We start from the raw sequence: 12,622 nt of genomic DNA, 5'->3' as shown, positions 1-12,622 counted from the left end.
GCTATTCTTTTAAGATCGAAACCGTGTACTATCTTTAGTGCACGGTTTTTTATTTCGTTATGTTTGCCAGTCACTACCTGAAAAAACAAAAGGATGCCGTTCATTTTTCAAGGGCGGAGCAACTGCCACAGGCTGGTATGTTGGTGATCATTCCTTGTATGAACGAGCCGCTCTTCCACGAAACCCTGATGTCGCTCAGCAACTGTTGGCCACCTGAAAGCAAGGTGATCGTACTGGTGGTGGTAAATCATGGTGAAAAGGCTGCAGCTGAAGTACGGGAACAAAACCGGCAGACCCTGCAATTGATTGAAACCATGAAGCATCGCTTGCCTGCCTGGCTACAGGTCGAAAGTGTCTATGCTGCTGATTTGCCTGAGAAACATGCCGGTGCAGGGCTGGCCCGTAAGCTCGGAATGGATTGGGCCCTGGCGCATTTTAACCGTCATCAGGCACGCGGGGGAATCCTTATTTCGCTCGATGCCGATACCCTGGTTGAGCCTTCTTATTTTACAGCCATCGAAAACTTTTATCGACAAAATACTGAATGTGCCGGAGCGGTTCATTATTTTGAGCATCCGCTTGACGAAGGTAAAGCAGGTGAGGCCATGGCACTGTATGAGCTTTATTTGCGCTACCACCAGCATGCTGTTGAATACACCGGATTTCCGCATGCAATGTATACGCTGGGTTCTTGTTTCTCGGTAAGGGCCGCAGCTTATGTTGCTCAGGGTGGAATGAACCGGCGCAAGGCAGGCGAAGATTTTTATTTCCTGCAAAAACTGGCTGCTTTCGGTCCGGTGGGCTTTATCAATTCCACTACTGTACGACCATCGGCCAGATGCTCTGACAGAGTTCCTTTCGGAACCGGACCGGCACTGAGTTCTTATCTTTCGGGAAATAAAGAATTGGCGTTGGTGTACCCTCTGGAAGCCTATGCGGTTCTGTCGCGCTTTTTTCAACAGGCAGAAAACTTCTATGCCGACAGGCAGGCCATCGGGCAGGGTTTATGCTTTGACACGACATTCAGTTTTTTTGCACAGGAAATGGACCTGGTGAATAAAATTGAAAATTTGCTCATGAATTGTGCATCGGCTGCGGCATTTAAAAAACGCTTCTTTCATCTGTTCAATGCCTTTTTCATCGTAAAATGGCTCAATTTTGCGCTGCAGCATGGTTTCTCCAAAAAGTCACTGCCGGGCGAAGCAGCCCGTTTACTGCAAATGAACGAAAAGCGAAGCCCGGGTGTTACTATTGATGTGAAATCGTTGTTAAATGAATTTCGGATTTTAGATAAAACAAGATAAATCAGTATTTTTGTGAGCTGAAAAAAACAAGATATGAATTTTATAAGCGTTGTATTACTGGCCGTCGTTTTGTTGGGAATTGCCATTGCAGGAATGGCTGTTAAAATCATTTTCAGCCGGAGCCGCAAATTCCCCAATACTCACATTGGTGGCAATAAAAACATGATGAGCCACGGAATTACCTGTGCCCAGACCTGGGATAAAATGGAACAGAAAAAAGGTCGTGAAATAAAAGTGGAGCAACTTAAGCTCAGCGGCAATTAGTTCTGAAAATACAGGGTGTCCGACTGATCGGGAATTGCCTGTTCCTGCATTGCATCGTTGGCCGATTTCAGCTTTATCTTCAAAATAACCGGATTGCGTAAACTCCCCACTTTCTCAGCGAGTTCGGTAAAAGGTGCCGGAAGGTAATCGGAGCCACCGCCAAGTAATTGTCTGATTTTTCGCGGTGAAACAAGAAAATACAATTCGTTACCGGAACTCAGATGCTGTGCTTTATCAAAAGCTCCAATTCCGGAGTTTTCGGTATAAATATTCATCTTATCCGATTTCTTATCGTGAATAACATGGAACATTTCGCGTTGCATGTTGCTGGTATAGTTGAGAAAGAAGTAGGCAAAGTTATTGTTTTCGAGATACTTTTTGAAAGTATAATAACCGGCTTCGTTGATCATGATAAATGATTCGTCGGCAGGCATCATGTGGTAGTCGAGGGGAAGTTTATGGCTGCCAAAATCGAAGAGGTAACGGGGTGTCAGTTCGTCGTTTTCTATGGCATAGGCCGTGTTTCCCAGTAACTCCCAAAAAAGCAAAGCGGTTTTGGAAGCGTAAAAAGAAAAGCCTTCGGTGGGAGTGCATTTCGAGATCAGCCGCATTTTCTTGTCAGTAATTGCACCACTGGCATCGGTTTTTATAAGTCGAAACTGGCTTTCACTGTTGTTCCATCCGGTATACAACCAGTAGTTTCCTGCTTCGTCGCGCGTAAAGTCCGACGGACTGATACGCAGACTGAGTTGAGCCTTTTCCTGCCCATCGTATGCAAACCGTTTTATTGTTGAGTTTTCAAAATTGTAAATCTCCACGTGTTGGGTGTAGGGATCGATGTTGAATTTAACCGGGTTGTTCAGCTCGGGAAGATTGTTTGAGGCATTGGTACTTTTCTTTTCACAAATGGTATTGAGCAACACACCTGAGCTGTCGAAACGGTACACACACTGGGTAAAGCGGTTGTCGAGAATAAAGAAATTGTCTCCGTCGATTTTCATTTCCATCTCGGGAGCAATCATTCCATATCGTTCAAGTTCAAGCGGAATCATTGTCACGGCTTCGATTAAGTCCGATTCAATAAACCGGTCACCATAGGGTTCGGGAATGAACACCCGCACCTGGGCCTGCAATGTCAGGCTAAAAAACAGCATGCTTATAATCAGAAGTCGTTGCATCTTGCTACAATAAGGCTTTCAAAGTACTAAAGATATCAATAAAGCTGAAATAGGGAAACAGTGCCCGAAAATAATGCCGTAAATAGTCGTGATTCGAAAAAGAACAAATTATTGTTCCTGCTTTATTTTTCTTCAATATAGCTTTCAAATCCCGGCGTCATCATCACCTTGTTATCTCCCTCGCCATCGTTGTATATCAAAAACAGTTCCACTTTGCTGAGCTGTTTTGAAAGTTCCATGGCTTTTTCAGTCCCCATCACCATGCAGGCCGTTGCCAGGGCATCGGCCGTCATGCAATCGTCGGCAATCACCGTGGCACTGAGTAAGCTGTGCTGTACCGGATAACCGGTCGATGGATCGATGGTATGCGCGTATTTCTTTCCGTCTTCAACATAGAAGTTCCGGTAATTTCCCGAAGTGGCAATGGCTTTGTTGCTGAGATGCACAATGGCCTGGAGCTTATCGGGTACAGCCGGTTCATTGTCGTTGGGTTCGTTAATGCCAATGCGCCAGCTTTTTCCATCGGGATTCAGCCCGCAGGCAATTACTTCACCACCAATGTCGACCATGTAGTTTTCGCATCCCTTGTTGTTTAAGAGACGCCCGATCATATCCACGGCGTAGCCTTTGGCAATGGCACTGAAATCGAGCATGGAACGCGGATCGTCCTTTACAATCATTCCGTTTTCAAGCCGAACTTTTGGCCAGCCTACAAAGCCCATAATGCTGTCGATGAGCTGTTCGCTGATGCCGGCTTTCTTTGTGAATCCGAAACCCCAGGCATTGACCAGGGGGGCCACCGTAGCATCGAAGGCGCCGCCGGTGAGCTCCGAAATTTCAACTGCCCGCTGAAATACGTCGAGAACAAGTTCGTCGGGCTCGCCGCTTTCATTCCTGTTGATTTTTGAAAGCACCGAAGTTGCTTTGTAGGTCGAAAGCGACAGATCGAGCCGTTGCAGTTCGGCTTCAATGCTTTCCTGTAAATCGACACCGTCGGGATGCTGGTAGGTGGTATGGTAGTAGGTACCAAAAATCAGCCCGGTATTCGACTGATACTCCTTTTTTCCGGGCTGGCACGATGAAAACAGGATCAGCACCAATGCAGTAAGAATGTAATGCTTCATTTATGCAGGAATATGATGGTACGCTTATTCTATTGGTCCATTTCAGGCGATGCAAATACAAAAGGTTGCAACAAACGGCAACCTTTTGTATTGAGTGTATTTTTACTTTTCCGGATCGTAATTGAATTTTTGCAGGGTATGTCCCATCCGGTCACGTTTGGTTTTCATGTAAAACTCGTTGTGGGCATTGGGTCTGATTTCAATGGGGATGTTCTCGGTCACTTTGAGTCCATAACCTTCCAGTCCCACCCTTTTCACCGGATTGTTCGAAAGCAGGCGCATCTTCTTGACGCCCAGGTCGCGCAGTATCTGCGCACCAACGCCGTAATCGCGTTCATCGGGGTTGAAACCGAGGTGAACATTGGCTTCAACTGTGTCGAGCCCGTTTTCCTGCAGCTTATAGGCTTTGATTTTATTCACCAGACCAATGCCGCGTCCTTCCTGATCGAGATAAACAATCACGCCTTTTCCTTCTTTTTCAATCAGTTCCATCGATTTGTGCAGCTGATCGCCACATTCGCAGCGCATCGAGCCAAAAATATCGCCCGTCATACACGATGAGTGCATGCGAACAAGAATGGCTTCATCGGGCTCCCATACGCCTTTAACCAGGGCTACATGTTCCTTCCCATTTGATTTCTGAAGGTAGGGAATGATTTTAAAATCGCCGTAAACTGTAGGCAGTTCAGCTGTTTCGCCTCGCTTGATCAGACTTTCGTTCTCGAGCAGATAAGCAATGAGGTCGGCAATTGATATGATTTTGAGCTCAAACTTTTCGGCAATTTCTATCAGCTGTGGTAAACGGGCCATGGTGCCATCGTCGTTCATTACTTCAACGAGAATGCCGGCAGGTTCGAGACCAGCCATGCGTGCCAGGTCAACTGCCGCTTCGGTATGGCCTGAGCGGCGAAGCACCCCCTTGTTTTTAGCTTTTAAAGGGAAAATATGACCGGGACGACCCAGTTCTTCGGGTTTGGTTTTCGGATCGGCCAGCATCTTTACGGTTACCGAACGGTCGTAAGTCGAAATACCCGTACTGGTACCATGCCCCAGGGCATCGACCGAAACAGTAAAGGCGGTTTCGTGAACCGATGTGTTCTTTCCCACCATCATGTTGAGGTCGAGCTCTTCGCAGCGTTTTTCGGTAATCGGCACACAAATGAGCCCCCTTCCTTCTTTCGACATGAAATTAATCATCTCGGGCGTTACCTTTTCTGCCGCTGCGATAAAGTCTCCTTCGTTTTCACGATCTTCATCGTCGACTACTATAATGATCTTGCCTTCACGAATCGCCTCAACGGCTTCTTCAATCGTGTTAAGCTTCCCCTTGAAATCGTTCTGTTGGTTTCCAGACATTTGATTTTACACCTTTTAGCGATTTGATAAAACCTATCAGCAAGGAAAGGTTCATCGTATAAAAATGAGTTGCGAAGCGCAAAAGTACGATATGTATTTGAAACTTTTTAAGAAAGATATCAGCAAATGGTAAAAAGGTAACAAAAAGTTGCAGCACCAGGGCAATACGGTAAAAGGTGCTGTAATTGAATAATATGAAATTTGTTACCAGGGCAGCCAACAAAAAGAAAGGGCCAAACCAACGGAGTACTTTGTGCGAGAAAAATGAAAAGCTCAGCCCGGTAAAGGGCGGCCACAGCAGTTTTCGGAAGTGAAGCAGATTTTGAAAATTTCCCATGGCAATTCTGATCTTCCTTCTGAATTCTACCGACAGTATGTTCGACACATCCTCGTAAACCAGGGCCGTCAAACTGTTGATGGCATAGTGCTTTTGGGCCAGCACATTCATGCAAATAAAAAAGTCGTCGACCAGATAAGTGGAAGGAACCTTGGTGAAAAGCGTCTTTCGCAGAGCAAAGCAGCCGCCAAATGGTCCAATCATGCTTCCAAATGCACGGCTCTCGAGATCTTTCACACTGACTTCACGCGAGATGTACGATTTCTCCTGAAAGGAAATACCGCTTTTAACAATGCCGTAGTTGGTCATGTGGGTATCGACAAGGCCTACGCGCTCATCGCCGAAATACTTTACGGTTTCAAATAAGGTTTGAGGTTCAAGCAACACGTTGGCATCGGTAATAATGAGTATTTCTCCGCTTGCTTTTTCGCTTAGCTGGTTGATGATGTTCACCTTGCCCTGTCGCTGACTGAACAGGGTGAATTTGAGTTGTGAAAATTCTAAAGCCAGTTGTTCAAGTATCATATTGGTGCCATCGCTTGAACAATCGGAGCCCACCAGCATTTCAATTTTTTCGCCAGGGTAGTTGGTGGCAAATACCGAGCGAATCTTTTTCTCAAGTACTTTTTCCTCGTTGTAGGCAGCCATTAAAATGCTGAGCGTTGGTAATTCCCCATCATCGTTGTTGAAGGTGCTGAAATGTTTTTGCCCGCGAAGAACAAGCAGGAATTGAAGTATCAGCGGATAGGCAACATAACTGTGGACCAGGGCCCAGGCGCTTAACCAGAATATGATTTGTGCTGCTGTCATTGGCTGTGTTGCGTATAAAATGCGGCGAGTTTTTGTGTGAGCGGAACATTGTGATAGTGCTGTCTGACATATTTAAATGCTTTTTCTCCGCATGCAATGACTTGTTCTCTGTTTGATAACAGTTTCAGTAAATAGGAAGCGAAAACTTCCGGATCGTCGGCAATGAAAAGCTCTTCTTCATTTCTTACATCGATTCCTTCGCAACCAATACTTGTTGTCACAATGGCCTTTTGGTACATCATGCCTTCAATAATCTTAACCCTCATTCCACTGCCCGAAAGCAGGGGCGCAATCATGATTCCGTTATCGCGTATATAAGCCCTGGCATCGTCTATTTCACCCAGAAAGGCAATGTTCTTCTGACTAATGCGCTCGCTAAACCATTGCGGAGCGTTTCTTCCGGCAATCTTCAGAATTGTTTTCGGTTTTCTTGCAAGTACCTTGGGCCAGCAATAATCGATAAACCAAAGCAGTCCTTCCTGGTTGGGCGACCAGTCGAGGGCTCCTATAAAAAACAGGTTCAAATCGAAATCGTCGGCTGGTTCGTAAACTTCCTCAAAGTTAAAACCGGCAGGAATGGGCAGTGCGGGCTTTGTATTTCCCATCGCGTTCAGCTGTTTTTCATCGCGTGCCGTAATGGGAACCAACAGGTCGTACTGGTTGATTGCAGCCTGCTCGAAAGCCTTTAAGCGCGAAGTCAAAAGCCGGATGTACCATTTTTTAATTCCTTTCGACTGGGCAACCGTGCGTTCCCATATTTCGTGTTCAATGTTGTGACTGCGGTATACCACCAGGGCTTTGCTGTATTTTCTGATGGTGTCGGTATAGGGCCAAAGGTACAGTCCTTCAAGCTGAACGACATCGAAGTTTTGACTTTCAAGAAGACTTTTCAACTTGGACCGAAAGCTGGTGCTGATAAAACGTTCGGCATTGTAGGGCAAGCGGGAAAAAAAAAGATTCTTTAATGCCGATCCCACCTCAACAGGAGCCGGAACTTCCACCATGTGCAGGGTTACTTTTGACGTGACGGTTTCCGGAATTTCATACGGGGTGACATGATGCTTTTTCGTGTTCATGGCCAGTACCGTTGTTTGATGTCCCAGCGAGGCAAAGGCATCGATCATGCCCATGGTGGCAATCGAGCCTCCGTCTTTGGGCGGGTAGGGTACTTTGTTGGTCAGAAACAGAATTTTCATTATTTATTTTCTTCTTTTTTTGAAGTCTTTAGCAAGGCTAAAATATTGATGCGTTTGATGAAACGGTTATAGGTTTCCTTGTTGAGTAGCAGCGAGTCGGTTACCGACTGATGGGTCAGGAGGATGCCTATCAGGATGAACAAGCCCGTTGGCACCCAGAGCACCATGTCGATTTTCCATACGCCCTCGCGAGCCACCTTTTCACCAATAACCGATATCAGGTAATAGGCAATGAAGAAAACGATCGAAATTACAACCGGCATGCCAAAACCTCCTTTTCGGATGATGGCACCCAGCGGCGCACCAATGAAGAAAAAGAGCAAACAGGCCAGCGAAAGGGTGTATTTCTTGTGCCACTCCACAATGTGTTTGTTGATCCAAACCAGCCGGCTGTAAAGGTCGGCCTGGTATTGAAGGATTACCCGCTGGTTTTGCTGGGCAAGGCGCTGGGCGGTGGTCAGAACCAGTGAGCGCTGCGAGGGACTCAGCGAAGTCCACACCGAATCGAACACCATCGGTTCAATGTTGGCTATCATCGAATCGACATCGATGCTGTCGGGGTGGTAATGGTTCACAATGCGCTTGTCGAGCACCTGGTTATAGTTGATTCCGATGGTTACCAGCTTTTCGCGGTGACTGTAGCGGCTGCTGAGCGAATCGACTGTGATGCTGATCTGCTTATTCTTAAGCATTTTGTAATTGTCCTTAAAGTAACTTTCATCGGCACGTTTGAGGTCGAAATCTTTCACACTGATCACCACCTCCCGCTCGTCGAAGCGTTCTCTTCTGAAGGGGTGGGTCTCCTTCGATTTACGGGTATTGCTTTTCAGGTCGGTATAACTTTGACCGTTAAACAGGGTAAGAATCATGAACTGTTTGTCGTCCGACATGTTCAGATAGCCCGAGTCGGCCACGGTAACATTTACATTGCCCTTGTTCTCTGAATGGTCGTATATCATGAGGTCGAGCAGGGCCTTGGTTTTCTCATCCCGATCGTTTACCTTAATGCTGTAACCATCAATCTCATTGGAGAAGATGCCCTCTTTAATGATCATTTCAGGACGTTGTTCCTTCACACTCCACAGCAAAGCAGCAAATTTGGCATTGGTCACCGGAATTACCTGGTCGGCCAGGAAAAAAGCCAGCAGGGTAATGAGCACCGTCAGCACCATCAGCGGACGCATAATTTTTAACAGGGAAACGCCGCTTGCCTTAATGGCCAGCAGTTCGAGCCGTTCGCCCAGGTTGCCAAAGGTCATAATCGAGGCGAGTAAAACGGCAAGGGGGAGTGCCAGCGGTACCAGGCTCATGGCAGCATAGGCCATCAGCTCAATGATGATTTCATTTTCGAGTCCTTTCCCAACCAGGTCATCAAGGTATTTCCACAAAAACTGCATCAGCAGGATGAAAATGCAGATGAAGAAGGTTAAGATAAACGGACCGATAAAACTTTTTATAATGTAAGAGTATAGCCGCTTCATCGGGTATTTTTAAACATCAGTACAAAACTAAAAATAAGGACGAACAAGATGGCACAAAAAGCCAATAAAAAGCAAAAGGCTGCGAGTGCCCGTCTTTTCAGTAAAGATGTAACGATAAAGTGTTAAAAAAATTATGAATGATCAGGAGCCAAGTACCTGTTTCAATCGGGCGATTTGAGAATCCCAGAGTGTTTGTGTTTCTTCCAGTTCATCGGCTTCGGCAAAGTCGATGATCAGCAGGGAAACATCGCCGGTAAGTTCATCGCGGGTAATTTTAAACTCGAAATACGAATCATCATCCATCCAGTTGAAACGAACAAGGAGGTTTTCCCTGCGAAAAGCCAGTTCGGCATCCTGACCGTAACCATCCCAGAAGAAAGTATATTTTTTACCGTTTACGGCTACGTCGTCGGCAAACCATTCGGCCAGGCCCGATGCCGTGCTCAAGCGGTTATAAAGCACCTTGGGCGAGCATTTGATTACATATTCCAGTTCGAGTTTTTCTTTGTCCATTTTCGGATTGTTAAAACAGGTGGCTGCAATATATCATTTTAGTTTTAAATTACCAATTGGAGTGAAAAAAGGGAAAAAGACGATGCCGGCATATTGCTGTTAGTGTCTGCAATCAAAGTGGAGCATCGTGATTGATCGGGAGAAATGGCTGTATTAAACGCTTATGCAAGAACCAATTTTGGACAGGTTGAACCATTGAAAATAACCGATAAAGTCGAAGATGTTGTTAAGGAAATGCTTTATTGTGCAGGTTATTAATTAACTCCAATGGAATAAATAGGTAATACCTTCAAGCCACTAAAAATAAGTTAATTGCCATAGCTGTTTTCGTCCACAATTTTTATCAAATCAAAATACATTAATCGGGTATCGTCACCTGCATCTTTGGTGGTCAAATACTCAAAACCATTTTTCTCGTAAAAATGAAGGGACTGGTTGTAGGCATCTACGGAAATAAACTTGCAACCGGTCCGGTTGTTTTCACTAAACAATTGTTTTGAGTAGTCAAGGATAATTTTACCTAATCCCTGTCCCTGGAAGTCAACATTAACAGCCAATCGGCCAATTTTCATAGCAGGATAACTCTTATGCCTTTTATTGCGGGGCAATTTCTATATTTTTATTAACAGATACACAATTTTGATAGACGCACTAAGTCAGTGCAATACACAATTGCAAAATAAAATAACCTGTTAATAAATTGCTTGATATTTATTTTTTCCATTAATTTGTAACAGAATTCAAGGATCAATCACAGACTATAAACTATGGAAACGAACGAAGTTCTCAGCAGAAACATTAAAAATCTGCGTGAAAAATTTGCCTATACACAAAGTTTTATTGCCGACTATTTAGGAATTACTGCAGCAGCGGTAAACCAATACGAAAACGATGCTCGCTCTATTCCGGAAAATGTAGTAGAGAAATTAGCTCTTTTGTACAATGTCCAGGAATACGATTTGTACGAGGAAAACCCGGAAAAACAAAATTTGCTTACTTCCTTTGCCTTCCGCGCCGATGAAATTAAACCAGAAGATATGGAAACAATTAGTCGGTTCAAAAAAATTATTACCAATTATGTGAACATGTCCTCAGCCTTAGCCAATGGATAAAAGGGAAAGAAAATTAGAACAATTAGCAGCTGAATTTCGTCGTAAAAATGGATTAAATGCAACCGAAGCCATTCGATTAAAAAGTCTGCTTCTTAAAAACAATATACATACAGTGTTTCTTCCATTAAAAGGGGATTTGTCTGGCATGGCTGTAAAAGTGAATGGTAAAGATCCTGCAAAGTATTTTATTCTTGTAAATTCAAATCACACTATTGGTCGTCAGCATTTTACAATCTGTCATGAGTTATACCACCTCTATTATCAGGAAAATTTTACCGCTGAAAAGAGTAATGCTGGTAAATTCGATAAAAAAGGCGATCCTGAAGAGTATAATGCCGACGTCTTTGCTAGCTACCTGCTACTCCCTGAAGATGGCTTGTATCAGATGATACCTGAAACTGAATGGGGGAGGAATAAAATTACACTATCAACTATTTTGAAAATTGAGCATTATTACAGCTGTTCCCGAAGTGCATTATTAAATCGCCTATTAAAAATGGCGGTTATTGATCCCTATAAATACCAGGAATATAATTGTGATAAAATTAAAAATGCGCTTTTATATGGGTATAACGAAGATTTATACCAACCTGGTAATGAAGGTCAGATTATTGGCAATTATGGTGATATGGCTAAAGAATTATACGATAAAGGCACTATTTCCGAAAGCGCGTATTTTTCCTTATTGGAAGATATAGGAATTGATTTATCTGATTTTGACGAAAAGAAGGATTATGAGTAAGTCAAACCTAATAATCCTTGTTGATGCCGATGTCATATCTCATTTTATTGCAGCAGGCGAATTGTATGAATTACCTAACATTCTAGAACCACATAAAGTTACAATTCTCGACAATGTTTATCAGGAAGTTGCACGTATCATATCCAGAAAAATCTATCTTGATAATTTGGTTAATCTCTTAAGAACCATAACAATAATTCCTTTCCCAAAAGAAAATTTAGATATAAAGAAAGAATATGCCCTTATCAAAAAGAATAACCCCTTGATTGGAGATGGAGAGAGAGCATATATGGCTGTCGCTAAATTTGAGAAAGATGTAATTGCCAGCAGTAATTTCAGGGACATTATCCCCTATTGTGAGGCCAACAATATACAATATCTTGGAACTCTTGACATTTTAGCAATTGCACTGCAAAGACAAATCTTCGATATCGCGCGCTGCGATAATTTCATTGCAACAACACGCAAAATAAACAAAGCACGTTATCCTGTACATGTCAACTCAATTCTTGATTATCAGCCCAACGATGTAAGTTTCATTTAATGAACAAATTTACTTTAAACAAAATATTTAGCCATGCTATTTTGCATAACACTTTCTTATAAAACAAAAGGTGCCGTTGCTGTTCGGTGTTGACTGCTTTTAAGAAACAACGACCTGTGTCCTATTCTCTATCTCGAATCCCTTTTGTCTCATAAGGGCATTATGCAAAAAAGCCCCACGAGCCCACCCAATCTGGGTTTCCTCATTCATCATTCAAAGCTCAGTTTTTCCAATGCGCCGCTCAACTGGCATTTAAGTGTAATTTTGTCAACCCATTGGAAACGGATGCCATTGGTGGTATTTCAAACCAAGGGTAGGTAGCATGAAATATGGCACATCATTTCACACATTATTCAAACCGAAATATTGGAAACACAACTTCCTGTATTTTGACAAGAAGTTCATCCCTGAGAAACCTGGATTCTTGGCAAGTTCTTGGCAAGAAATGAAAAAAGACAGTCACAAATAAATGTAACTGTCTCTTCCTTAATGTAGCGAGAGGCGTTCCGATACTTATCGGAATGAACCGCCGACCTTCCCGGTTATTCACCGGGACGCTCTAAAAAATGGATCAAGCCAAAAATTTGGGGAGTAACTTGATAAGTTTTTAATTTGTGGTATGAACTATGATGAAATTATAAGTTTAATGTTGCCCGATGGC

At 43.7% G+C, this 12,622-nt stretch carries 13 protein-coding genes; 5 read left to right on the top strand and 8 right to left on the bottom strand.

Going from position 1 to position 12,622, the window contains the following annotated elements:
• The first annotated feature begins 59 nt into the window (after positions 1-59).
• Both FHS86_RS15125 and FHS86_RS15120 read left to right on the top strand, forming a co-directional pair.
• The gene (locus tag FHS86_RS15125; RefSeq protein ID WP_429415483.1) at positions 60-1,304 is read left to right on the top strand and encodes a glycosyltransferase family 2 protein; all 1,245 of its coding nucleotides are present in this window, start codon (positions 60-62) and stop codon (positions 1,302-1,304) included.
• Between the two features lie 33 nt (positions 1,305-1,337).
• The gene (locus tag FHS86_RS15120; RefSeq protein WP_429415481.1) at positions 1,338-1,568 is read left to right on the top strand and encodes a hypothetical protein; all 231 of its coding nucleotides are present in this window, start codon (positions 1,338-1,340) and stop codon (positions 1,566-1,568) included.
• Here FHS86_RS15120 and FHS86_RS15115 read toward each other — a convergent pair.
• From FHS86_RS15115 to FHS86_RS15080, 8 genes are all read right to left on the bottom strand, one after another.
• Positions 1,565-2,746 carry a 6-bladed beta-propeller gene (locus FHS86_RS15115; protein ID WP_429415478.1) on the bottom strand — a complete coding sequence of 394 codons (1,182 nt, stop codon included), beginning with the start codon at positions 2,744-2,746 and terminating at the stop codon, positions 1,565-1,567. The genes FHS86_RS15120 and FHS86_RS15115 overlap by 4 nt on opposite strands.
• Positions 2,747-2,868: 122 nt before the next feature.
• The gene (locus FHS86_RS15110; protein WP_429415475.1) at positions 2,869-3,870 is read right to left on the bottom strand and encodes an FAD:protein FMN transferase; all 1,002 of its coding nucleotides are present in this window, start codon (positions 3,868-3,870) and stop codon (positions 2,869-2,871) included.
• A 102-nt stretch (positions 3,871-3,972) separates the two neighbouring features.
• Entirely contained in the window at positions 3,973-5,226 is a 1,254-nt protein-coding gene (locus tag FHS86_RS15105; RefSeq protein WP_429415473.1) for a bifunctional 3,4-dihydroxy-2-butanone-4-phosphate synthase/GTP cyclohydrolase II, read from the bottom strand.
• On the bottom strand, positions 5,186-6,373 hold the full coding sequence (locus FHS86_RS15100) for a glycosyltransferase (protein WP_429415470.1): 1,188 nt from the start codon (positions 6,371-6,373) through the stop codon (positions 5,186-5,188). Before FHS86_RS15100 ends, FHS86_RS15105 begins: the two co-directional genes overlap by 41 nt.
• Positions 6,370-7,569, bottom strand: coding sequence for a glycosyltransferase family 4 protein (locus FHS86_RS15095; RefSeq protein ID WP_429415467.1), 1,200 nt, complete (start codon positions 7,567-7,569; stop codon positions 6,370-6,372). Before FHS86_RS15095 ends, FHS86_RS15100 begins: the two co-directional genes overlap by 4 nt.
• Positions 7,569-9,050: an LptF/LptG family permease gene (locus tag FHS86_RS15090; RefSeq protein WP_429415464.1), complete on the bottom strand. Its 1,482-nt coding sequence runs from the start codon at positions 9,048-9,050 to the stop codon at positions 7,569-7,571. Before FHS86_RS15090 ends, FHS86_RS15095 begins: the two co-directional genes overlap by 1 nt.
• Positions 9,051-9,191: 141 nt before the next feature.
• A complete protein-coding gene (locus FHS86_RS15085; protein WP_429415461.1) occupies positions 9,192-9,563 on the bottom strand; it encodes an START-like domain-containing protein in 372 nt (123 codons plus the stop codon).
• A gap of 308 nt (positions 9,564-9,871) precedes the next feature.
• Positions 9,872-10,135 (bottom strand): GNAT family N-acetyltransferase, encoded by a 264-nt coding sequence (locus FHS86_RS15080; protein WP_429415458.1) that lies wholly within the window; start codon positions 10,133-10,135, stop codon positions 9,872-9,874.
• 195 nt (positions 10,136-10,330) lie between these two features.
• Between FHS86_RS15080 and FHS86_RS15075 the strand changes: the two genes are divergently transcribed.
• From FHS86_RS15075 to FHS86_RS15065, 3 genes are read left to right on the top strand one after another with little or no spacing between them, the layout of a single operon-like run.
• Positions 10,331-10,675, top strand: coding sequence for a helix-turn-helix domain-containing protein (locus tag FHS86_RS15075; protein ID WP_429415456.1), 345 nt, complete (start codon positions 10,331-10,333; stop codon positions 10,673-10,675).
• Positions 10,668-11,417 carry an ImmA/IrrE family metallo-endopeptidase gene (locus FHS86_RS15070; RefSeq protein ID WP_429415450.1) on the top strand — a complete coding sequence of 250 codons (750 nt, stop codon included), beginning with the start codon at positions 10,668-10,670 and terminating at the stop codon, positions 11,415-11,417. Before FHS86_RS15075 ends, FHS86_RS15070 begins: the two co-directional genes overlap by 8 nt.
• Positions 11,410-11,961 carry a hypothetical protein gene (locus FHS86_RS15065; protein ID WP_429415447.1) on the top strand — a complete coding sequence of 184 codons (552 nt, stop codon included), beginning with the start codon at positions 11,410-11,412 and terminating at the stop codon, positions 11,959-11,961. Before FHS86_RS15070 ends, FHS86_RS15065 begins: the two co-directional genes overlap by 8 nt.
• Positions 11,962-12,622 lie beyond the last annotated feature (661 nt).

The organism is Roseimarinus sediminis (assembly GCF_050433125.1).
Lineage (GTDB): Bacteria > Bacteroidota > Bacteroidia > Bacteroidales > Prolixibacteraceae > Roseimarinus > Roseimarinus sediminis.
Note: the sequence above shows the minus strand (reverse complement) of the source record. Positions and strands in the feature narration are given on the sequence as shown.